Origin of the sequence: Acinetobacter guillouiae (genome assembly GCF_002370525.2) — a bacterium.
Classification (GTDB): Bacteria; Pseudomonadota; Gammaproteobacteria; order Pseudomonadales; family Moraxellaceae; genus Acinetobacter; species Acinetobacter guillouiae.
The window spans coordinates 1,741,064-1,764,726 of sequence record NZ_AP014630.1 but is presented as its reverse complement, the minus strand read 5'-3'; the positions used below and the strand labels follow the sequence as shown (position 1 = coordinate 1,764,726).

At 39.7% G+C, this 23,663-nt stretch carries 19 protein-coding genes; 7 read left to right on the top strand and 12 right to left on the bottom strand.

Features of this window, described 5'->3' with window-relative positions; translation table 11 throughout:
- The first annotated feature begins 36 nt into the window (after positions 1-36).
- The gene (locus AS4_RS08060) at positions 37-2,265 is read left to right on the top strand and encodes a TonB-dependent receptor (protein WP_096733813.1); all 2,229 of its coding nucleotides are present in this window, start codon (positions 37-39) and stop codon (positions 2,263-2,265) included.
- 438 nt (positions 2,266-2,703) lie between these two features.
- Here AS4_RS08060 and AS4_RS08055 read toward each other — a convergent pair whose 3' ends face one another.
- The 4 genes from AS4_RS08055 to AS4_RS08040 all read right to left on the bottom strand — a co-directional run bounded on the left by AS4_RS08055 (position 2,704) and on the right by AS4_RS08040 (position 6,414).
- The gene (locus AS4_RS08055) at positions 2,704-3,882 is read right to left on the bottom strand and encodes a thiolase family protein (RefSeq protein WP_096733812.1); all 1,179 of its coding nucleotides are present in this window, start codon (positions 3,880-3,882) and stop codon (positions 2,704-2,706) included.
- Positions 3,883-4,033: 151 nt separating this feature from the next.
- Complete coding sequence (locus AS4_RS08050) at positions 4,034-4,681, bottom strand: 3-oxoacid CoA-transferase subunit B (protein WP_004721431.1); 648 nt, start codon at positions 4,679-4,681, stop codon at positions 4,034-4,036.
- Positions 4,682-4,683: 2 nt separating this feature from the next.
- Positions 4,684-5,385, bottom strand: coding sequence for a CoA transferase subunit A (locus AS4_RS08045; RefSeq protein WP_004721433.1), 702 nt, complete (start codon positions 5,383-5,385; stop codon positions 4,684-4,686).
- 147 nt (positions 5,386-5,532) lie between these two features.
- Entirely contained in the window at positions 5,533-6,414 is an 882-nt protein-coding gene (locus tag AS4_RS08040; protein ID WP_004721435.1) for a LysR family transcriptional regulator, read from the bottom strand.
- Positions 6,415-7,068: 654 nt separating this feature from the next.
- On the opposite strand from AS4_RS08040, the gene AS4_RS08035 reads away from it, so the two are divergent.
- The 3 genes from AS4_RS08035 to AS4_RS08025 all read left to right on the top strand — a co-directional run bounded on the left by AS4_RS08035 (position 7,069) and on the right by AS4_RS08025 (position 10,476).
- Entirely contained in the window at positions 7,069-8,493 is a 1,425-nt protein-coding gene (locus AS4_RS08035; protein WP_004820560.1) for a GntP family permease, read from the top strand.
- A gap of 33 nt (positions 8,494-8,526) precedes the next feature.
- Entirely contained in the window at positions 8,527-9,312 is a 786-nt protein-coding gene (locus AS4_RS08030; RefSeq protein ID WP_096733811.1) for a 3-hydroxybutyrate dehydrogenase, read from the top strand.
- Positions 9,313-9,519: 207 nt separating this feature from the next.
- Complete coding sequence (locus tag AS4_RS08025) at positions 9,520-10,476, top strand: 3-hydroxyacyl-CoA dehydrogenase NAD-binding domain-containing protein (RefSeq protein ID WP_096733810.1); 957 nt, start codon at positions 9,520-9,522, stop codon at positions 10,474-10,476.
- A 1,146-nt stretch (positions 10,477-11,622) separates the two neighbouring features.
- Here the strand turns inward: AS4_RS08025 and paaG are convergent.
- Both paaG and AS4_RS08010 read right to left on the bottom strand, forming a co-directional pair.
- Positions 11,623-12,411, bottom strand: a complete 789-nt coding sequence (gene paaG / locus AS4_RS08015; protein ID WP_096733808.1) for a 2-(1,2-epoxy-1,2-dihydrophenyl)acetyl-CoA isomerase PaaG — start codon at positions 12,409-12,411, stop codon at positions 11,623-11,625.
- A 40-nt stretch (positions 12,412-12,451) separates the two neighbouring features.
- Complete coding sequence (locus tag AS4_RS08010) at positions 12,452-14,254, bottom strand: acyl-CoA dehydrogenase C-terminal domain-containing protein (protein ID WP_096733807.1); 1,803 nt, start codon at positions 14,252-14,254, stop codon at positions 12,452-12,454.
- Between the two features lie 329 nt (positions 14,255-14,583).
- Between AS4_RS08010 and AS4_RS08005 the strand changes: the two genes are divergently transcribed.
- Positions 14,584-15,018, top strand: a complete 435-nt coding sequence (locus tag AS4_RS08005) for a PaaI family thioesterase (RefSeq protein WP_096733806.1) — start codon at positions 14,584-14,586, stop codon at positions 15,016-15,018.
- 210 nt (positions 15,019-15,228) lie between these two features.
- Here the strand turns inward: AS4_RS08005 and AS4_RS08000 are convergent, their stop codons facing one another.
- Genes AS4_RS08000 through AS4_RS07975 form a run of 6 tightly spaced genes read right to left on the bottom strand, consistent with a single transcriptional unit; the run spans position 15,229 to position 21,691 of the window.
- The gene (locus AS4_RS08000) at positions 15,229-16,437 is read right to left on the bottom strand and encodes an MFS transporter (protein ID WP_034614883.1); all 1,209 of its coding nucleotides are present in this window, start codon (positions 16,435-16,437) and stop codon (positions 15,229-15,231) included.
- An 18-nt stretch (positions 16,438-16,455) separates the two neighbouring features.
- Positions 16,456-17,772, bottom strand: coding sequence for an outer membrane trimeric porin-like protein DcaP (gene dcaP, locus AS4_RS07995; protein WP_096733805.1), 1,317 nt, complete (start codon positions 17,770-17,772; stop codon positions 16,456-16,458).
- A gap of 42 nt (positions 17,773-17,814) precedes the next feature.
- A complete protein-coding gene (locus AS4_RS07990; protein ID WP_004721453.1) occupies positions 17,815-18,468 on the bottom strand; it encodes a 3-oxoacid CoA-transferase subunit B in 654 nt (217 codons plus the stop codon).
- Complete coding sequence (locus tag AS4_RS07985; protein ID WP_004721455.1) at positions 18,468-19,136, bottom strand: 3-oxoacid CoA-transferase subunit A; 669 nt, start codon at positions 19,134-19,136, stop codon at positions 18,468-18,470. Before AS4_RS07985 ends, AS4_RS07990 begins: the two co-directional genes overlap by 1 nt.
- Before the next feature lie 47 nt (positions 19,137-19,183).
- A complete protein-coding gene (locus AS4_RS07980; protein ID WP_016539715.1) occupies positions 19,184-20,479 on the bottom strand; it encodes an MFS transporter in 1,296 nt (431 codons plus the stop codon).
- A gap of 57 nt (positions 20,480-20,536) precedes the next feature.
- Complete coding sequence (locus AS4_RS07975; protein WP_004721459.1) at positions 20,537-21,691, bottom strand: acyl-CoA dehydrogenase family protein; 1,155 nt, start codon at positions 21,689-21,691, stop codon at positions 20,537-20,539.
- 312 nt (positions 21,692-22,003) lie between these two features.
- On the opposite strand from AS4_RS07975, the gene AS4_RS07970 reads away from it, so the two are divergent.
- Both AS4_RS07970 and AS4_RS07965 read left to right on the top strand, forming a co-directional pair.
- Complete coding sequence (locus AS4_RS07970) at positions 22,004-22,792, top strand: enoyl-CoA hydratase (protein ID WP_004721460.1); 789 nt, start codon at positions 22,004-22,006, stop codon at positions 22,790-22,792.
- Positions 22,793-22,821: 29 nt separating this feature from the next.
- On the top strand, positions 22,822-23,583 hold the full coding sequence (locus AS4_RS07965) for an SDR family oxidoreductase (RefSeq protein WP_096733804.1): 762 nt from the start codon (positions 22,822-22,824) through the stop codon (positions 23,581-23,583).
- Positions 23,584-23,663 lie beyond the last annotated feature (80 nt).

Here is a 23,663-nt window from a genome sequence, read left to right as displayed (position 1 = left end):
TTAAAGCAATCTCAGGGTGAGATAAAAGGAAGCAAGATGAAAAGCAACAAAATTTTTAATAAGAAGTCTGATGTAAAAAAAATCATTCCACTTATATCAATTGGTGGGTTCATCTTTTTATCGCAATCCTCTTTTGCTATTTCACCCACAGAGGCTACAGATACAGAAAACAAAGCCGCAGTGCTTCCAACCATTACTGTCAGCGCATCACGCTCAGATGAATTCTCCTCTTCTGCAAAACAAGTGACCAAATTAGATGAAAAACAAATTGAATTTCTAAAAAATGCGTCTTCTGGAAATATCGCGACTGTTTTAGCCAAAGTTGTGCCAGGTTTATCAGACTCAAGTCGTACAATTACTGATTATGGGCAAACTTTACGCGGACGTAATGCCTTGATCTTGGTTGACGGTGTACCTATGAATTTGACACGTGATACATCAAGAGGTCTTTCATCAATCGACCCTCAAAGTATTACAGGGATAGAAGTCATTCGTGGCAGTAATGCGATTTATGGAAGTGGTGCTGCTGGCGGAACGATTTCAATCACCACCAAAGCTGCAGGCGGTGAACCGACTGCAAAAACTGTGATTGGGCTACAAAGCGCTTTGACCAACTTTCGTACAGATGCTTTAAGTGGAGATATTCATCAATATTTTTCTGGAAGCTTAAATAACTTTGACTATGCATTTGATTTTGGCTATCAACGTATTGGTAGCCCATACGATGCTCGAGGTGATCGTGTAGCACCAGAACCAAGTCAAGGGGATCTGTTTGATGCGGATGCATATAGCGTAGGCGGTAAACTTGGCTATCACATTGACGATAACCAATATCTACAATTTGCAGCAAATTACTATAATGCTGAACAAGACTCTGACTATGCCTCTGACACAAGTGTGGCAAATCTTCCTGCAGGTAGCGTACCAGCAAAAGCAATTAAAGGACTTAAATTAAAAGACCAGAATAAAAATGAAAATCAAATCTACAATTTGACCTATAACAATAAAGATTTATTTGGCAGCAAAGTTGACGCGCAAATCTATTACCGAGACTTTTTTACTCGCTTCTCGCCATTTGATGCCCGTAAAGTCAGTACCCGTGGTGGAAAAGTCGATCAGGTTTATCAAAACAATAATGTTCTTGGCAGTCGCCTAACCGTAAACACCCCACTAGAATTTTTAGGTGATACGTCGATTGTTTGGGGTGGCGATTTTAGTCGTGAAAAAAGCGAAATGCCTCTAGATACGTTTGATCCTACAATTTATGACCAATCTGGTGGCTTAGAATTTGTTAAAAATGGAAAACTGATCTATTTACCTGAATTAACCACCCAAAGCATCGGTGGTTTTGCGCAATTAAAACATAATTTTAATGAACAATGGTCTGCTGAAGTTGGTACGCGTTATGAGGACAGTTATGCAAAAATTGATAGCTTTGTTCCATTATCACAATTAGGTAAACCAAAGCCTTATACCGTTAAGGGTGGTAAAGTGACGGCCGATGCATGGTTATATAATGCCAATGTCACCTTTAAGCCAACAGATCAGCACTCGATTTACGCATCTTTTAATCAAGGTTTTCAATTGCCCGATGTAGGGGTGGTGATCCGTAATGCAACAGAAGGATTTAACTTAGCATCATCATTCCTTGAACCGGTTAAGGTGGATAATTACGAGCTAGGGTGGAATGGTCATTTTAATAATTTTAGCTCAAGCTTAGCGGTGTTCCAGTCAACTTCAGATCTGGGTGGTGTTCAATCCTTTAACAATGGCTTGATACTGACACGTACCAAAGAAAAAGTGACTGGTGTAGAAGCGACTCTTGATTATCTTGATGATGCAAAAGTATGGGGAACTGGAGGAAGTGTTACATGGATGAAAGGCCGTGAAACGCCACAGAACAGCAATAAAGAACAAGACATGACGGGTTATCGTATCCCACCATTAAAAGTAACAGGATACATTTCTTATAGCCCAACAGACACATGGACAAATCGTTTACAAGCGACATATTTTGCTTCAGAAGATTATCGCTTAAACGGTGTCAACAGTTTTGGTCGTTATGATGTGAAGTCATATACCACTGCAGATTTAATCAGTAGTTTTGCCCTAAACAAAAAAGATACCGTTACGATTGGCTTAGAAAATATGTTTAACCGTAAATATTATCCATTATACAGCCAACTTCTCCGTACCAGTAATAACACCAGCCACCTGCTGGCATCAGGTGCAACATTGAAAGTGACTTATAGTCATAAATGGTAAGATTTAATGATAAAGCCTTGTGCTTTTGAATCATAAATGGTTGTCCTACCGTGGGGTGACATGGATGTCGCCCCTTGTGTGTGGGAATACGGGGGTACAGGACGTCCCCCCGCCCAACATAAGCAAAAACAAAGCACTGCTTTGTTTGCAGCGCAAGGTTTGGCATCCACTACGAAAAGTGAGGCATCGCCTACACAAAGGTATTGAAACTTTGAATGTAAGGTGGAGCATTGCAAACTTTTTATAATCAAACAATTTATCTCGTCATATAATTGATTTAATTAAAAATATTCATTTATTGGGTTTGATTTTTTGACAAGTTGACTATATATAAACTCACATGACAAAGAACAGCAAAAAGCCGGCAGTATTGAAACGACCGGCTTTTTTAATTTTGAATCACAAACTATTTAGCTATTTATTACGATAAACAATAAATTACGCGCTTAATTCAACTGCAAGTGCTGTTGCTTCACCACCACCAATACAAAGTGTTGCGATCCCTTTGGTTTTACCTAAGCGTTTTAAAGCATGGATCAAGGTCACAATGATTCGTGAACCTGATGAACCCAGTGGATGCCCGAGTGCGCAAGCACCGCCATTAATATTGACTTTTTCAGGATCAAGTTTAAATGCATCAATTGCAGCCATAGTGACCATGGCAAAAGCTTCGTTAATTTCCCAAAGATCAACATCGTCTACGGACCAACCGAGATTTTTCAGTAATTTTTCAATTGCTCCCACAGGTGCAATGGTAAACTCTTCAGGATGTTGGGAATTGGTTGTATAGCCTTTGATTTCAGCCAATACAGTCAAGCCACGCTTTTGTGCTTCTGACGCCGACGTGATCAGTAGTGCAGATGCACCATCACTGATTGAACTAGAGTTTGCAGCAGTGATCGTACCGTCTTTAGCAAATGCAGGTTTTAAGCTTGGGATTTTATCAATCTTGGCATTTTCAGGATTTTCGTCCACATCTACAGTGATCTCACCCTGACGTAACGCCACTTTAACAGGCGTGATTTCGTCTTTAAAATAACCTTCTGCAATCGCTTTTTTTGCACGTGTCAGTGAGCGAATTGCAAACTCATCCATTTGCTCACGGCTATAGCCCTTTTTATCCGCCATTTCCTGTGCAAAACTTCCCATTGCACGCCCTGTACCCGCATCTTCCAAACCATCAAGAAACATATGATCAATCACTTGACCATGCCCCATCCGATAACCTGAACGTGCTTTAGGCAATAAATACGGTGCATTGGTCATAGACTCCATCCCACCGACGACAATAATTTTGGCACTTCCTGCTTTAATGGCATCGCTGGCTTGCATTGCAGCTTTCATCCCAGAACCACAGACTTTATTGATTGTGGTTGCGCCAACATGATCTGGTAAACCCGCTTTTCGCATCGCTTGACGTGCTGGACCTTGTTTTAAACCCGCAGGTAATACACAGCCCATAATTACTTCATCAATATCAGCAACAGGCACATTGGCTTGTTCAACAACTTTTTCAATGACGACTGCACCCAAATCTGGTGCAGATAAGCTTGCAAAACTGCCTTGAAAACTTCCCATTGCAGTACGACCAGCAGCGACGATGACAATCTTTTCCATTCGAGTTCACCTTGTATTTTAAATGCGTATACTTTTGAAGCGGGTATTTTTGAAAATAGCATATCCATTGATAACATGTCTAAGCCGCCAAAGCGACTTAGCATTTAAACTTGGCTGGTTAAATTAGAATTTTAAGCTTGCTTTGTCACAATCAAGCCACAGCGAGATTTGAGGTGATCAGTTCTACCCCAGTTGCCGCCTGAATTTGCTCTAGGCTCACATCTTTGGCCAATTCAATCAACTCAACACCTTGGGGCGTGATATCCATCACTCCTAGATCGGTAATTATACGGTTTACGACCAGTCTTCCAGTAAGCGGTAATGAACATTCAGCGACGATTTTAGGACTACCATCTTTAGCACAGTGTTCCATCAACACCACGACTTTTTGTACACCAGCAACCAAATCCATTGCACCGCCCATGCCTTTTACTTTTTTCCCTGGGATCATCCAGTTGGCTAAATCTCCCTTTTCGGAAACTTCCATCGATCCTAAAATGGCAATATTGACCTTACCACCACGAATCATGGCAAAAGATTCAGCACTAGAGAAAAACGCAGCGCCCTTACGTGCAGTTACGGTTTGTTTACCCGCATTAATTAAATCTGCATCGACAGTAGCTTGTGTTGGAAATTCATCAATCCCCAATAAGCCATTTTCAGATTGAAGCCAGACATTGATATTGTCAGGAATATAGTTTGCAACCAAGGTGGGTAAGCCAATGCCTAGATTGACATAAAAGCCATCTTCAAGCTCTTGCGCTGCACGTTCAGCCATTTCATTACGCGTCCAAGCCATGATTAAATCTCCGTCTTCAATGTCAATTGTTCAATTCGTTTTTCAGGCTGCGCATTTAAAACAATACGACTTACATAAATGCCCGGTAAATGAATTGAATCTGGATCTAACTCACCAATTTCAACAATTTCTTCAACTTCGACAATGGTCAATTTGCCAGCCATTGCACACTCAGGGTTAAAGTTTCGTGCAGTCTTACGAAAAATTAAGTTACCAGCTTTATCTGCCTTATAGGCTTTTACCAAAGCAATATCTGCAACCAATGCTTGTTCGAGTATGTAATCTTTACCATCAAATTCGCGAACTTCTTTGCCTTCGGCAATCAATGTCCCAACACCTGTTTGGGTAAAGAACGCTGGAATGCCTGCACCACCTGCACGTAACTTTTCAGCCAAGGTGCCTTGAGGTGTCAGCTCAACTTCAAGTTCACCATTTAAATATTGACGTTCAAATTCTTTGTTTTCACCGACATAGGATGAAATCATTTTTTTAATTTGTTTGGTTTGTAAAAGCTTGCCTAGACCAAAATCATCCACACCTGCATTGTTAGAAATACAAGTTAGACCCGTTACGCCAATTTCTTTTAAGGCATCAATCAATGCTTCTGGAATACCACATAATCCAAAACCACCCACTGCAAAAGTCTGGTTGTTTGCAACCACATCAGCCAAAGCTTCATGTGCATTCGCGACAACTTTGTTCATCGTTTTAACTCTATGTCCTTTAGAATTATTATTATTAACATCGAGCAAATTATTTTAGAAATTGATTCTTTCAAATGTCTAATGAGTAAAACTCATTAATCTGATTTTATCCTGAAACAGTGGGCTTTATGATGAGGTGATAGTCTTTTAAAACTGATGTGCCAATATCGTTTCAATAAATTGCGAAGAAATATTAGAAAGTTCAAAATCTTTTTTATAAATAATCCCAACCGAAAGATTGACATTGCCCTCTTCAATTTCGACCAAGACATTATTTTCTTTATCGATATAATTTTGAAAATGACGTGGAATTGCACTGACCCCCATACCAAAAGCCACAAAATGCGACAATGAACTGATCTGATGACACTCAAGTTTTAAATCTAAGATCATATTATTTTGTGAACATTTCTCTTCCACCACGTGTCGAATGATTGAAGGTTTCTGTAAAGTGATAAAAGGATAAGCATACAGCTCACGCCATGTCACACTTTTACGCTGCGCCAACTCATGATCCTTGGGAAGTAGTGCTAAAAAATCTTCATTGAAAAATGGCTTAAAAATTAATTGATCATTGTGTTGTGGTTCAAAGCAAATCCCAATTTCAAAAATGCCCTCTTGGACTTTTTCAATAATTTTTTCATTGGGAATATCATGGATTGAAAAATTGATATTGGGGTGATTCTTATTAAATTCATGCAGTACAGCAGGTAAAACGGCATGTGTTGCGAAAGGCATCGAGGCAATATTCAATGTGCCACGATGTAATTTAAAACGCTGTTTGACATCTCTTTCCATGTCTTCCCAGTTTGCCAAAAGTTTTTTAGCAAATGGAATCAACGAATTTCCCTCAGCAGTAAGATCCACACGGCGGGTATTGCGCTTAAACAGCTTGCCCCCCAACTCATCCTCTAAACTTTTGATACTTAAGCTTAAAGCAGATTGACTTAGGCAAAGTTCATTGGCGGCATTGGCATAATTCAATGTCCGAGCAAGAACTAAAAAAGCTTTTAACTGTTTGAGTGTCATACGGCAACCTAACTGATTTATAGCTCTATAATACGCTAAACCAAGCGAGTTTTGATCCTAAAATGAGTCATTTGAGCTATCGATTTGCTTATAGAATAAGATATTAATCCATGCTAGCTGATCTCACTTTTGCTCAGATTGATGTCTTAATGAAAGTTTTTAATTTGTGTGATCTGTAAAAAATATGTCTATGCATTTAAATCAGGACAAAATCGATATATGACGTATTTCAAGCAATATACTTGTCAATAAAGCCACTGCTGTAAATAAAAATTAAAACGCTCAACATATACTCATTCGTCTGCACATCCAATTTGGCTTTTTCTTTTGCTTATCTATGACCTATTGCGCAAAAACCTCATGAAACTTGTTTCTATTCATTAGTTTTCCATATTGACTCATAAATATTTTCAAACAATGCCTCGAATAATTTGGATTATAGTTTTATCCATCATTTGGAAATGGATATTCCAATTTATAAGTCTGGACGATTTATAAAAGCTAAATTTATTGATCAAGATTAATTTCTCTAGATATCCATTTTTATTGGTTTCACTCACTAATGCATTTTTATGATTGAGATAGCCTTGTCGTGATTTGAAATAAAAAACAAGGTGGGTTTTGACATATATTCTTTAAGGACGGAGTAAAAATATGTGGGAACTGGGTATAATTTTGCTTTCTCTTGGCTTGTTGATGTACACAGCCTACAGAGGATTTTCTGTAATTCTCATGGCACCGATTTGTGCCTTATTGGCCGTCTTGCTGATTAACCCTGCCAACGTTTTACCATTTTATTCTGGTGTGTTTATGCCAAAAATGGTGGGCTTTATTAAAGATTATTTCTTGGTGTTTTTGCTGGGTGCGATTTTTGGTAAAGTCGTTGAAATGTCAGGTATTGCTGAATCCATTGCCAAAACGATTGTTAAATTAATTGGCTCTAAAAATGCAATGCTTACAGTTGTTCTGCTAGGGGCAATTTTAACCTATAGCGGCGTCAGTTTATTTGTCGTGGTTTTTGCAGTCTATCCCTTTGCAAACCAATTATTTAGACAAGCAAATATCCCTAAACGTTTGATTCCTGGCACGATTGCACTGGGTGCTTTCTCCTTTACCATGGATGCCTTACCGGGTACGCCTCAGATTCAAAACGTTATTCCAACTACATTTTTTGGAACCAATATTTATGCAGCGCCATTTTTAGGGATTATCGGTGCAATCTTTGTTCTAGGTGTCGGTTTAACTTATCTGGAATGGCGTCGTCGTGTTGCTGCTCGCAATGGAGATGGTTTTGCATCGGGTATTACTTTAACAGAAGCCGAACTTCAACAATTTGAAAATCAATCTCAGCAACAAGATAATGGTTCTGGTCTACGTCAATTCATGGCATTTGTTCCCTTAATTTTAGTTGCAGTGATGAATAAATATTTATCTACAGCAATTAAAACATGGTATCCAAATGGCTTTGATTTTAATGCGCTTGGACTAGCAAATTACACTGTCGATGTCGCAAAAACGTCAGCGATTTGGGCAGTTGGTTTGGCTTTAATTGTTGGGATTGTCACTGCGATTATGTTCGATTATCGTCGTGTTTCAACCAGCTTTAAAGAAGGCGTAAACGCAAGTATAGGTGGTTCTTTACTCGCTGTGATGAACACTGCATCTGAGTATGGTTTTGGTGCAATCATTGCCGCTTTACCGGGTTTTGCTGTAATCAGTCATGCTTTGGGGCATACATTTACCAATCCATTGGTCAATGGTGCAGTCACCACAACCGTTTTGGCAGGGATTACAGGTTCAGCATCTGGCGGTATGAGTATTGCCCTCAGTGCCATGGCTGACCAATACAATACAGCTATTGCTGCAATGGGCATACCTGCTGAAGTCATGCATCGTATTGTTGCAATGGCATCTGGCGGTATGGACACCTTACCGCATAACGGCGCAGTAATTACCCTGCTTGCTGTCACTGGACTTACACATAAACAATCTTATAAAGACATTTTTGCCATTACCATCATTAAAACAGTTGCAGTATTTGTCGCAATTGCTGCATTTACATGGTTTGGTATCGTCTAAGTTTATCTTCAAAATGAACACAGGGAGTCAATAATGAGTCAACTTCTCAAAGATAAAGTTGCATTTATCACAGGTTCAGCAAGTGGAATTGGTCTTGAAATTGCCAAAAAATTTGCCCTTGAAGGTGCAAAAGTGGTGATTTCGGATATGAATGCGGACAAATGTAATGAAGCAGTTTTAGCCTTAAAAACTGATGGATTTGAAGCCTTATCTGCACCTTGTGATGTTTCAGATGAAGATGCTTATGCTGCTGCTATTGGTCTAGCACATAGCACCTTTGGTCGTTTGGATATTTTGATCAATAATGCTGGTTTTCAACATGTTGCTGCCATCGAAGAATTTCCAACGGCCATTTATCAAAAACTACTGAATGTCATGCTGGTGGGTTCTTTTATTGGAATCAAACATGCATTTCCAATCATGAAGGCACAAAACTATGGCCGTATTATCAATATGGCTTCGATCAATGGTTTAATCGGCTTTGCTGGAAAAGCGGGTTATAACAGTGCCAAACATGGGGTGATCGGTTTAACTAAAGTTGCAGCGTTAGAATCTGCTCGTGATGGAATCACGGTCAATGCATTATGCCCAGGTTATGTCGACACACCTTTGGTACGTGGTCAAATTAAAGATTTAGCAAAAACCCGCAATGTCAGCGAAACAAGTGCACTTGAAGATGTCATTTTAGCCATGGTGCCACAAAAACGCTTACTCAATGTTGAAGAAATTGCAGATTATGCCGTTTTCTTGGCGAGTGAAAAAGCAGCAGGCGTGACGGGTCAGGCAGTGGTTATGGATGGTGGTTATACCGCTCAATAATACAGTTGATGATTGCAATGATCATGAATTTATCTCTATGTAAATCATCTAACCAGATGTAATACATATTCATTTGTAGGGGGAAATCCTCCCCTACTGTTTTTTAGTTTTTCTATCTTTAGTTTTTATCAAAGTGAAAGGCTCACTTTGTCATGTGTCATAACGAGACAATCCAACGTTCTCAGGTTATTCAAGGAAAATGAATATATGAAACCCATAAATAAAGTTGCCATTATTGGTACTGGTGTTATTGGTGCAAGTTGGGCAGCATTCTATTTAAGTAAAGGATTTCAGGTGAGTGCTTTTGATCCTGCAGTTGATGCAGAATTAAATTTAAAAAATAGAGTTCAGACCTATTTACTTGATTTGTTTGAATTGGCTGAAGAGCAAACCACCTCTTCTGATCATTATGTTTCAGACACTTTAAAAAATCTCACTTTTTATCAAAATCTAGCAGATGCGGTAAAAGATGCTGATTTTATTCAAGAAAATGGTCCTGAGCGGATTGATCTAAAAAAAGACTTATATGCACAGCTCACTCAAAACTGCCCCAAAGATAGCATTATTGCCTCAAGTTCATCTGGCTTAAAAATCTCAGATATTCAACATGATTGTCTATATCCTGAAAGAATTGTACTGGGCCATCCTTTTAATCCACCACATTTATTACCGTTGGTTGAGATTATTGGTGGAGAAAAAACCCAAGCGAACTATATCCATGATGCTTTTGAATTTTATACATTCTTGGGGAAAAAACCGATTTTAATTCAGAAAGAAGTCAAAGGCCATGTCGCCAATCGTTTACAGTCTGCAATTTGGAGAGAAGCATTTTATCTGGTTTCTGAAGGTGTATGTAGCGCAGAAGATATTGATATCGCCATCACCAATGGCCCCGGATTACGTTGGGCAATATTTGGTCCTTATTTAAATATGCAGTTGGCCAATCAACATGGATTTAAAGCTGCTATGCATCATTTAGGTGAACCGATGTCTGAATGGTGGGCTGATATGCACCCTTATACCTTGTCTGAAGAAAAAATTGAGATGCTGAATGAAGAAACTCAGCAGTTTGTTAAAAAACTAGGCGATAAGAATCTTCAATTACTTCGTGATCAGGCATTACTTCGATCTTTAAAGATGCGTAAAGAATTAGATTTGCCTTAATCGGGTTTTACAAAAGTGAGCTTCATTGATTCTCCAGAATTCTCATCTGGAGAATTTAGTCTTCAAAAATTTAGCCAAGGGAAACAGGATCATTGACCTTCCCGCTCCAAAATTGAATCAACATTTCAAAGCACCCCAAGCAACAATTTCTGACTGAACCTTGTTGCTTATTTTTGAATTACATCAAAATGCCCAATAGCTTTTAGATTGTTCGAAAATTCGAATAGACATGCCAAATTTCATATCATTATTCTTCTACTAAAAACAGTTATCGTTGTCTTATTCGCTACTTTAATCATTAAGTCGCCAAAATAAGGGAAGTATTATGCTCAACAATAAAATAAAGTTAAAACAAATGTGGTAAAGCAACTTCGATATGATGAATGAAAATATAAATAATCTCTAATTCAAATGGTGACCCAATATGCGAACTTTCTATACGATTCTCATCGGTATAATGCTACTCCTTGTAATTCTTTTTATAAGTCGAATATTACGTGGTCGCTTTAGTCCAACATTATTTTTTATTCTGTTCATCTTGATGTGGTTTGTAGCAATGAGCTGGAATATGTATATGGGCATACAAGCAGGATATGCGGTTAAAGAAGAATTCTTAATATTTTTACTTAATTTTGGTATTCCTTCTCTTCTCGCAACTTACTTCATATATAAAAAATAAAAGCTCTATTTAGCTTGCTAAGGTTAAAAACCAGCATGTAAACAACGATCAAAACTAGGGTCTGTTGACATTTCATAAATAGCTTGCGTTGTAGGTTAAAATTGAGCAGGCAAGGCATGAAATGAAGAGAATAGCGAGACTATTTTCAAGTTTCATAACGCAGGCTGAGATAATTTTAACCACAACCCTGAGCAAGAACAAAGCACTACTTTGTTTGCAGCGCAAGGCGCAGCGGGGGACTAGCGTGTTTTTTGTCGCTTCGTGTTACCTTGCGAAACAATGTTTCTCATCATTTAGAATGACTAAATTTCGTATTTCGCGCCTAAAATCGCCTAAAAAACACACGTAGTCGCAAGCATAGACGAATTGTAAACAGACCCTCTTATTACTTATTTTAAAGCACTCTCCAAAGTGAGTGCTTTTTGAGTTAACTTTTACTGCTTAACCATGATTAGGCTTAGATTTAATCAATTAAAATTAGCTTTCCTTTTTTCGATAAAGGCCGCAACACCCTCTTTATAATTGTCTGATTGTCCAGCAATACGCTGTAACTCTCGTTCCAACTGTAACTGTTCAGCCAAAGTATTTTGCGAGGCAGTATTTAATGCCTTTTTAATTAGCGAAATCGAACTGCTTGGTTGCTCTGCCAAACGTTCCGCCAATTCAATCACCCCTTGATCAAAAGCATCATCTTCATAGACCTCCCAAATAAGCCCCCAATTTAAGGCTTTCTGGGCAGATAACTTATCCCCGAACATAGTCAAACCTTTGGCACGGGCTAGCCCCACCAAATGTGGCAAATTCCACGTTCCACCAGCATCTGGGATTAAGCCGACTTTGCAAAAAGACTGTATAAAAGCAGCAGATTGCTTGGCCACAACAATATCGCAAGCCAAAGCCAAGTTCGCCCCTGCACCAGCCGCTACGCCATTGACTGCAGCCACAACAGGTTTAGTCATATTGGAAATTTTAACGACTAACGGATTATAAAATTTTTCTAAGGCAGCACCTGCATCATAATCAGCTGCGCTTATCACCTCTTTATTTCTAGCTCTTAAATCCTGACCCGCACAGAAGCCCTTGCCTGAACCAGAGATTACAATGGCTTTAATCTCAGTAGAAACCGCCCACAGGTCTAAAATTGCAGCAATTTCACGATGCATTTGCTCATTAAAACTATTGAGCACCTCGGGACGGTTTAAAGTTAAATAACCCACCCGATTTTCCTGACGAATTAAAATATGTTGAAAATCCATTTATTTTTACTCATTTAAATAAAAAACATCCTGACCCTGCTTAAAAAGCAAAGTCATCTTGTTCTAATTCCATTACCGCTTCAGCACCCGATGCAATAGCAGCCGCATGACTTTGGGTACGGTGTAATAATTTTTGAAAGAAAAATTTCGCTGTGGTTAATTTAGCCTGATAAAATTTTTCGTCCTGCGTTGCTTGACTTAACTTTTCATGTGCTACTTGTGCCATACGAGCCCAAAGATAAGCAAACACGACATAGCTAGAGAAATACAGATAATCAACTGAAACAGCGCCAATTTCTTCTGGGTTTTGCTGCGCTTTTTTAGCAACATTGTCGGTGATTGATAACCACTGTTGCTTGAGTTCCGTCAGTTTTTCCAGATAAGCTGCCAATACAACATTTGATTGGTTGGCTGTAATAAACTGTTCTATTAAATCAGTCATATTCTTTAATAATTTGCCTTCCGACTTAAGCACCTTACGTGCCAGCAAATCTAAAGACTGAATCTCTGTGGTTCCCTCATACAAGGTTGAGATACGTGCATCACGAACAATTTGCTCCATACCATGTTCAACAATAAATCCATGCCCACCAAAAATTTGTACGCCGTGTTTTGCCGCTTCATTGCCTGATTCAGTTAAAAAAGCTTTGGCAATCGGGGTTAAAAATGCCAACAATTCATCTGAGATTTTCTGTTGTTCAGGATCATTGGATGTTTCGACAATATCAACATGTTGAGCCAGAAAATATGCCAGTGCTCGACCACCTTCAGAAAAGGCTTTTTGCGTCATTAACATCGAACGCACAGCTGGATGTACAATAATCGGATCGGCATTTTTATCTGGGTATTTTGCACCTGATAAAGCGCGCATCGCCAAACGTTCTTTGGCATAACTCAATGCACCTTGAAATGAAATCTCCGAAGCCGCCAACCCTTGTACAGCTGTTCCAATACGTGCTGTGTTCATAAAGGTAAACATACAATTTAGCCCACGGTTTTCAGGACCAATTAAATAGCCCTTGGCCCCATCAAAATTTAAAACACAGGTTGCATTGCCATGAATCCCCATCTTGTGTTCAATCGCACTACAGATAACCTTATTGCGATCTTGGCAATCACCTGCATCATTGAGGTTATATTTTGGCACGATAAACAGGGAAATCCCTTTGGTCCCCGCTGGTGCTTGTGGTAATCGGGCTAAAACAATATGAATAATATTTTCTGACAGATCATGTTCCCCAGCAGAGATGAAGATTTTCTCGCCCGTAATTGCATAACTTCCATCTGGGTTTGGTTCGGCCTTGGTGCGGATCAAACCTAAATCTGAACCTGCATGTGATTCGGTCAGACACATTGTCCCTGTCCACACGCCACTAATCAGTTTACTTAAAAATTGTTGTTTCTGTACTGTTGTACCATGATGTTCAATGGTGCGCATTGCGCCATGCGATAAACCTGGATACATTGCCCAAGCCCAGTTAGAACCACACAGCATTTCTGAGATTGCAATACGCAATAAAGTAGGTAGACCTTGACCGCCATATTCAGGATCCGCCGTCAGAGAGGTAAAACCCAATTCAGTATATTTATGATAAGCCTGTTTAAATCCCGCTGGAGTTGTGACGACACCCTGATTTAAATGACAACCTTCCTGATCACCATTTTGATTGATGGGTGCAAGCTCATTTTCACAAAAGTCTGCTGCGACATCTAAATATTGATTGATCAATTCACGACTGACCGTTTCCTGATATTTGGGTAGTTTTTGGTAGTTTTCTTCTGTTTGCAGCATTTCATGCAATACAAATTGCATATCACGCAGTGGTGCTTTGTATAAAGGCATAGTGTTTCCCTTTCAGTTCTTCTGCCGATGATGCAGATAGAGATGATTTCCCTTAGATGACAATTTTATTTTACGATTGCTTAAAAATATCAAATAAATTTCTTATTGCAAAATTTATTTTCATTTTTATTAGCTAAATTTATTCAAAAATACCGCCAAAAGCATGATAACTCGACACAAAAAGCTGTATTTAAACAATAATATTCAATTAAATCAAAATCCAAGTATAATATTTTATTAAAAAATAATTTTGTATAGCAAAATATTATTTCGTAAAATTTAATTTTATAGTATGGTAATTAGATCGCTTAACACTCCAAGGATGATTTATGGATAACCCTCAATACACAGGTCTTGAATTCTTAACTGCTTTAAAAAATAGTGAAATTTCAGCATCGCCAATGGCGCAAACCATTCCTATGCAGTTAATCGAAGTTTCTAAAGGCAAAGCGACGTATAAGGTTACGCCAAGTCAAGCGCATCGAAATATACAAGGAACAATCCATGGCGGTTTTTGTGCAACTGCTTTAGATACTGCAACGGGAAGTGCAGCACATACCTTGCTGGAACATGGCGTGGGTTATGGCACGATAGATCTCAATGTGAAAATGATTCGCCCAATGCAGATCGATACCGCCTACTACGCACAAGCTGAACTGATTAATGCTGGACGTAATATCATCACCACAGAAGGTAAAATTGTGGATGAAAATGGCAAAATTTATGCGTTTGCGACGGCAACACTGATGATCATACGAAAATAATAAAAAGACTAAGCCCCCAAAGGGCTTAGGGTCTGTTGACATTTCATAAATAGCTTGCGTTGTAGGCTAAAATTGAGCAGGCAAGGCAGGAAACAAAGAGAATAGCGAGACTATTTTCAAGTTTCATAACGAAGGCTGAGATAATTTTAGCCACAATCCTGAGCAAGAACAAAGCACTGCTTTGTTTGCAGCGCAAGGCGCAGCGTGAGATTAATCTTTTATCACTGTTTTCTTCATGGCATAAAAATCTATTCGGTCAATTATAAAACTTAGAATTGCCATAGCTAACCCCACAGCTACACAGACACTCCATCCCCAGTGTTTCCATGTGTAGACCGCAACCAAAGAACCCAGCGCAGCACCACCAAAATACAGTGTCATATAAATAGAATTAATTCGAGAACGTGCTTGTGCTGAAATTCGATAGACCAAATTTTGGTTAAGTACATGAAAGGCTGATAAACCAAAATAAGCCAAAATCACCCCCCCTGCATAAGCCAGCAAAGACTGCTGGGCAAAAAACAGTGGAATCCATGCCAGTACCAATAACCACATACAAATCAGTGCAACTTTATTTTCCAATCCTTTGGCAATTTGTTTTCCCGCCCAAGGGGTTGCAAACACACCCGCCAAACCAACTATGCCAAATAAACCAATTTGGAAATCATTAAAATGATAAGGCGCATTGGCAAGAATAAAAGTCATGGTGGTAAAGATCAGCGCCAATATACCGAAGCCGATCCCACCTGCCAGACCACGGCGGATTAAATGTGGCTGATCAACGGCCAATGTAAATAATGAACGATAAATTTGCAGCACTGTTAATTGATGAGATTTTCGAGCAACGGGTAATTTAAGCCACATCACTACTGCAAAAGCTAAAATCACCATACCACTGAGTAAATATACCGCATGCCATGACCAAACGGTCGAAAGTAAGCCTGCGATTGATCTGGCCAAGAGAATACCTAAAAACAAGCCACTCATCAGTGTTCCGACAATTTGTGGGCTTTTTTGAGGGCTCGCCAAACCAGCAGCAAACGGTACCAAGACTTGTGTCGTAATCGAAAAGAAGGTGGCTAAAAAGGTAAAACCATACAATACGGGCAAACTTTGGCTTAAAGAAAGTCCGATCTGGGCAAAACCTGTGCAGCACATCAACAGACAAATATAGCTACGCTTTTCAAAAAAATCACCGAGCGGCACCAAGATAAACAGACCAACTGCATAAGAGAGTTGGCCGATTACAATTGTTAAAGCGACTTGCTCTGCATTGACCTGTAAAGCTTCTGCAATAGAATAAATCAAAGGCTGGTTATAATAGTTCGAACCTGCACAAATTCCACATGCCATTGCCATGATGAAAATAAAGCTTTTTGACAAGATATGCGTTGTGTCAGGTTGAACTATTTTTTCCATTGCGCAGCTCACCTTATTTTAGAATTTGTACATCGACACAAAGTTAATGCGAGAAACATCTGCTGTTCTTCCATCAAACACTTCACGCTTACCTTGATGATATTCCATACCAATATCAATTTGCTCAGCAGGTGAATAAAACAGATTGGCAGCATAATCCGTTAAACGCTTATTTGCGTCAGGATTGAGTTTTGCATAGGCTGAATCATCATCAAAATCAAAAATCGATGCAGATAAATTTGCACGCCATTGTGGATTAAATTTATATGAATACCCAATATTTAAGCTATTGAGTTTATTCATCTCTAAATCTGTTTTTTGCGCATTTAAAGAAAAATCACCTGCCGCATTTAAGCTGGTTGCATTTGTCAGGCCAGTTTGTGTGGTATATGGCATGAATTTTTGATCACCCACAATATATTGATAATTCGCCTGTACAGATTGCGCTGGGCTGAGTTGGTATTTTAAACCTGCACCCGCGCCCCAACTGACTTTTTTAACGGTATCTTTCGCAACATCTACAGATTTTTCATTGACAAAACCTTGAGCCAAAGCCGTTAAAGCACCTTCTTTTATGGTATATCGACCTGTCAATGTCGGGAATGCTGAAACCCGAGATCCAGTGTATTCCAATGCGACTTTTAAATCACTCTTGCCATTTATCTTCCAATCATAGCGCACTTGAGGTGTACGGGTATAAGAGGTTCCCATAAACTGAGTATAATCGACGGACTCTGTACGTGTTTCCATATTGGACATCAAAGACCATGTTTGACCGAAAGTCCAATCTTTATAAGTAAAGAAAGCATGACGAATACGGAATTTACCATCGCCTGTACCCATGTTGGCACTGTCAAAAAAATCGGCTTCAATATTTCCTGTTACAGCCTTATCTGGACTGTTGAAATACACCCCGATTCGACTGGCATTGATCATGGCATCTGAACGGGCATGATTGGAACGTTTGTCACTTTCAAACGGAGTCCGGTTTAAGCTATTGGTGGTTCTTCCTCCCGAATCTGGTGAGGACTTAAAATCAACTGCGGCATCAAGTCGAGCAATTCCATAGACTTTAACATTGTCTGTCCAAGTCACCCACGAAGGTGCAATTGGTTTCGCAGTTTCAAGTGCTTTATTTTTTTCTACATTTTCTTCAATTTTTGCTTGTTTGACCTGCAAATTATTTTGTGACAGCTTTTGAGCTTCGAGTTCTGCTTTGAGTTTTTGCAGCTCTGTCTCTAACAGATTAATCCGTTGTTCTGCTGTCACTGGCGAATTTGCAAAAATAGTCCCTGAAGCCACAGCGCAAGCTGTAGCTAAAATTAATTTTTTCATCTTTTAATCCTTAAAGAAGCTTTTTTTTCCTACACTTATAAACTAAGCGTCTCGTGCATCTATCAACGGGCAGCCCGTTACTGCCTGTAATTCATCAAAACTCAGTCCCGAAACCATTTCAGTGACATAGGCTTTGTGACCTTTTAATTCAATAATGCATAAATCGGTATAAATACGATCTACACACTGCTCCCCTGTAATGGGATAACTCAGTACATCAACAATTTTAGCTTCGCCCTTTTTGGTGACATGCTCCATATAGACATAAATTGACTTGGCTCCCACCGCTAAATCCATTGCACCACCTACAGCGGGAACATCATCAGCTTTGCCAGTATGCCAATTGGCTAAATCGCCATTCACTGCGACCTGAAAAGCACCAATCACACAGATATCCAGATGCCCACCACGCATAATGTCAAAAGAATCTCCGTGATGCATAAAGCAGCCACCATCCAGCAAAGTCACTAACTCCTTTCCAGCATTGACCAAGTCCTCATCTTCTTCACCTGCTTTGGGTGGTGGGCCAAAGGCCAAAACCCCATTTTCTGAGTGTAGAAAGATTTCTTTGTCTTGAGGTAAATACTTCGCAACGTTGGTAGGTAAACCAATACCTAAATTGACATAAGCTCCTTCGGGAATATCCTGAGCAATCAACTGAGCGATATCTTCACGAGAACGTTTTTGAACTGACATTAGATATCTCCTACTTTGACAACATGCTGTACAAAAATCCCAGGGGTGATAATGCACTCAGGATCAAGGCTTCCTAGATCTACCGTATGATTCACTTGAACAATGGTTGTTTTTGCCGCTTTTGCCATAATCGGGCCAAAGTTCCGTGCTGCCTTGCGATAGGTCAAATTCCCCCAACGATCGGCTTGATCGGCATAAATCAAAGCAAAGTCAGCTTCAAGCGGATACTCAAGTACATAGTTTCGACCATTAATGGTTCTGGTTTCTTTGCCTTCTGCGACTTTTGTGCCATAGCCTGTAGGTGTAAATATTGCACCTAGACCTGCACCTGCCGCTTGAATACGACAGGCTAAGTTGCCCTGTGGAACCAGTTCTAATTCAATCTTTCCTGCACGATATAAGTCTTGAAATACGGTCGAACCCGCTGACTTTGGAAATGAACTGATCATTTTTCTGACACAACCTGCAATGATCAGCTTGGTCAAACCACGATCACCAGAGGCAGCATTGTTATTGACAATGGTCAGCTCTTTTTTACCTAAATCGATTAAGGCTTCAATCAGTTCCGCAGGCTGACCTGTCACACCAAAACCACTGGTCATGATGGTTGCGCCATCAGGAATTGCCTTTAAAATCGGTTCAATGTCACTGGTGATTTTATTTATCATTTCGCTTGTCCCTTTTCATCCTTAAATTGACGTGACAGGTCAAATTGTCACTCTGCCTTTTGCGGGTTAAATAGTCGGTCTTTAATAAATAACAGTGGAATTACACCGCATATAAAGTACGCTCCAGCCATCACCAACAGTCCTAAACCAATCGAACCATGTTGTGATAAATAACCGATGGTTAATGGTGAGAAAATTGAAAGTACTTTACCGATGTTATATGCACCGCCAACCGCTGAGCCTCGAATTGAGGTTGGAAAACTTTCAGTCATATACGTGGCATTGATTGCATACGGTATGCCGTATAGAAAACCAAAGAACAACATGAGCCATAAAATATTGGCAGGCGTGTTAAGGTAAACAATCACGGGAATAAATAGAGCTGTGCCAATTGTGCCGAATGCAAATACAGCGCGGCGACCTAATTTATCCGCAATAATCCCAGCAATAATTTTGGCAAACATCATGATTAAGAAAGTGCCGACCATATACATCGCCATTTCTTTAAACTTGATTCCTAGATCAGATTCCAAATAAGCTGGTAACCAGTTACTCACCCCGTAATAACCAAATTGCAAAGCACCAGTACTCAAAATCCACAGCACAAACATGGTGCCATGTTTCTTATCTTTCAAAATTTCCCAATACGGATTCTGACGTTTAACGGGCTGTGCATTTTGTGGCGTTGCAATGACTTTTAATTGGCGTGCTTTTTTCCATGACTCAGGCTCAGGTACGATAAAATGCATCAGTACTGATAAAATAATCGGGGTAATTGCAAGCCAATATAGGAAACGCCAGCCATGTTCAGGAATAATATGACCTGCCAATAAAGTCGCAAGTAAAGACCCCAAGGTATAGCCCGTCATCAGTGTTGCCAACACTGTAGAACGATGTTTGGTCGGTACCATTTCAGACATTAAAATATTACAGGCAATATAAAGTGCGCCTAAGCCCATTGCACCGACTGTTCTTAAAATTGCAAATTGCATATATGAATGGGTAAAACCCAATGCACAGGTCAGAACAGAAGAAAAAGCAATAAAGAATACAATCACGCGCACTCGGCCAAAGCGATCACAAGCCCATCCACCAACTAAACCACCCACGGCGGAACCTAACAGTGTCAAACTGCCCAAAGTTCCTGCTTGTACACCGCTCAGATGAAACTCAGCCTTTAAACTGGTCAAACTTAACGCTAAAAAGCCTAAATCTGCGCCATCACAAAGCAAAGTAAAAAAAGCAAAGATAAAGGCCGTAATCCAAATCTTTTTGGGTGTCTGAATCACCTCTCCAGCACCATTATTACCGCTATTATTTTGTGTAACTGTTTCCGTTGTCATGTCCATATCCTCAGAAGGAATATGAGGCATCCGCTGCCTCATGGCATCTAATTGTTATTAGGCTGTAGCGTCCCTAATCATGTTTTTTGCGATAATCAATTGTTGAACTTGCGTGGTTCCTTCATATAAACGGAACAAACGCACATCACGATAAAAACGTTCAATCGCATATTCACTGATATAACCAGCACCACCGTGAATTTGTACGCAGCGATCTGCGACCCGACCACACATTTCAGTGGCAAACATTTTTGAACAAGATGCTTCTGTACTAATGTTTTCACCATTATCACGGCGACGCGCAGCATCGAGCACCATACATTTTGCCGCGTAAATCTCAGCTTTTGAGTCTGCAAGCATGGCTTGGATCAATTGAAAATTAGCAATCGGCTGACCAAATTGTTTGCGCTCAATGGCATAGTGAAGTGCGTCATTTAACATCCGTTCAGCCACACCGACGCTATATGCACCAATATGTAAACGACCTTTATCTAAAACCTTCATGGCTGTTTTAAAACCAATACCTTCAATCCCACCAATCAGTGCTGATGCTGGAACGCGGCAGTTTTCAAAAATCACATCACAAGTATGAGAACCTTTTTGTCCCATCTTTTGATCGATTTTCCCCAAACTAATCCCAGGCGTATTGGCTTCAACTAAAAATGCAGAAATACCACTTGCGCCTTTAATATCAGGATTGGTCCGCGCCATCACGGTAAAAGTAGCAGCATGTGGTGCATTGGTAATAAAGCGTTTAGTGCCGTTTAAAACGTAAAAATCACCATCTTTGACCGCACTGGTTTTTAAAGAGGCGGCATCTGAACCAGCCTCAGGTTCGGTTAAGCAAAATGAACCAATAATTTCACCGCTGGCATAACGAGGAAGATATTTTTGTTTTTGTTCTTCTGTACCATCAATCAAAATCGCACTTGAACCAATACCATTGTTGGTACCAATCAGTGAACGGAATGCTGGTGAAGTTTGCCCAAGTTCAAATGCAACATTCACCTCCTCTTCCATGGTAATTCCCAATCCACCATATTCTTCTGGAATGGTTAACCCAAACAAACCTAACTCACGCATTTGTTGCACGATATCCTCAGGAATTTTGTCCTGCTCGGCAACCTCATGCTCACGTGGAATCAATTCATTTTTTACAAAGTCACGAATTGTTGTGAGCAACTGTTGCAACATTCCTTCATCACGGATCATCTATGATCTCCCTTCTTTTGTAGCTTCATTGCATCCATCAGCTATTCCAGCTGGGTAATGGATACCCTGTTTTAAATCTTGTTTACTGCGAATGTGTTTCATAGTACGAGATTAAAAACACAAATTTCAAGCTTTTTTGAAAATTAATTTCATTAAGCGAAATTTTACACTCTACCAATATTAAATATCAATCACTTAGAAAAATATGCAGGCGATAAAGTGTCAAAAGGAATAAAAAATACTTGAAATAAATTTCAAAACACGCATTATTAAAGAAACATAGTTTTGATCTGCGAAACAAGGAATCAAAAAATGAGTGAAATAACAGGGAACAGTTTCATTGAAGTTGACTATTCTGTTCAGAAAGTAGCGATCGTGAAAATTAATCGTCCAGAGGCTAAAAATGCCTTAAATACACAGGTACGTCAGCAACTGGCTCAAGTGTTTACTGAGTTAAGTTTTAATGACCAGATCAATGCCATTGTGCTTACAGGTGGTGAAGAAGTTTTTGCCGCAGGGGCAGACTTAAAAGAAATGGCAAGCGCAACCTCTACAGAAATGTTGCTACGTCATACAGAACGTTATTGGAATGCAATTGCGCAATGCCCTAAACCCGTAATTGCTGCTGTAAATGGTTATGCACTGGGTGGCGGTTGTGAACTTGCCATGCATAGCGACATTATTATTGCGGGTAAAGGCGCAACTTTTGGTCAACCTGAAATTAAAGTCGGTTTAATGCCTGGCGCTGGTGGAACCCAACGTCTCTTTCGTGCAGTGGGTAAATTCCACGCGATGCGTATGATCATGACGGGTGTAATGGTCAAAGCAGAAGAAGCATATAGCATTGGACTGGTTTCCCAAGTTACTGAAGATGACCAGACCATCCCAACTGCCATTCAAATGGCGCAAAGTCTAGCAAAAATGCCACCGATTGCCCTACAACAAATCAAAGAAGTTGCATTAATGAGCGAAGATGTTCCATTAAATGCAGGTTTGGCATTGGAGCGCAAATCATTTCAATTGTTGTTTTCGACCGAAGATAAAAATGAAGGCATTCAAGCATTTATTGAAAAGCGTAAACCATCATATCAAGGCAAATAAGCTTAATCGATAACAACAATGGAATAGAAATGGCTAGAAAAGTATTGATTAGTGCAGGCGGTTCAGGAATTGGACGATGTATTGCAGAAGCATTCTTAGCACATCACGATGAAGTTTTCGTTTGTGATATCAATGCAGAAAGCTTAGCGCAATTCCAAAAGGCCTATCCTGCACTACATATTTATGCATGTGATTTATCTAACCATGATGAAATCAAATCTATGTTTAGTGATGCCACCAGCAAACTGGGGCATATTGATGTTCTGGTCAATAATACAGGGATTTCTGGCCCAACCATCGCAGCAGCAGAATTGAGTTTTGCCGATTGGAGTGCGGTATTAAACCTTAATTTAAATAGTACCTTTGCTATCACCCAACTCGCTATCCCCTTTTTAAAACAGTCGGAAGCAGGTGTCATTATCAATATGTCATCGATCGCTGGACGTTTGGGCTATCCATATCGTTTGGCTTACGCGACCTCTAAATGGGGATTAATTGGTTTTACCAAAACATTGTCGATGGAACTTGGTGCAGACAATATTCGAGTCAATGCCATACTTCCAGGTGCAGTGGATGGGGAACGTGTTCAACGGGTGTTACAAGCGCGTGCAGATGTCGCTCAAACTTCTTTGGATGCCGTTACGCAAAATGCACTTAAAAATCAATCGCTCAAATATTTTGTCAATCCAAAGCATATTGCCGATTTGTGTATATTTTTAGCCTCGGAAAGCGGTTGCTCTATTTCTGGACAAATTTTACCGATTGATGGTGATAAACAATGTCTGAGTTAACCCACCAGACTGTACTGGTTTATTTCGTTTCTATTTTTTCCGTCTCTAATTTTTCGTTTAATCTGGATCAGTTATCAGGA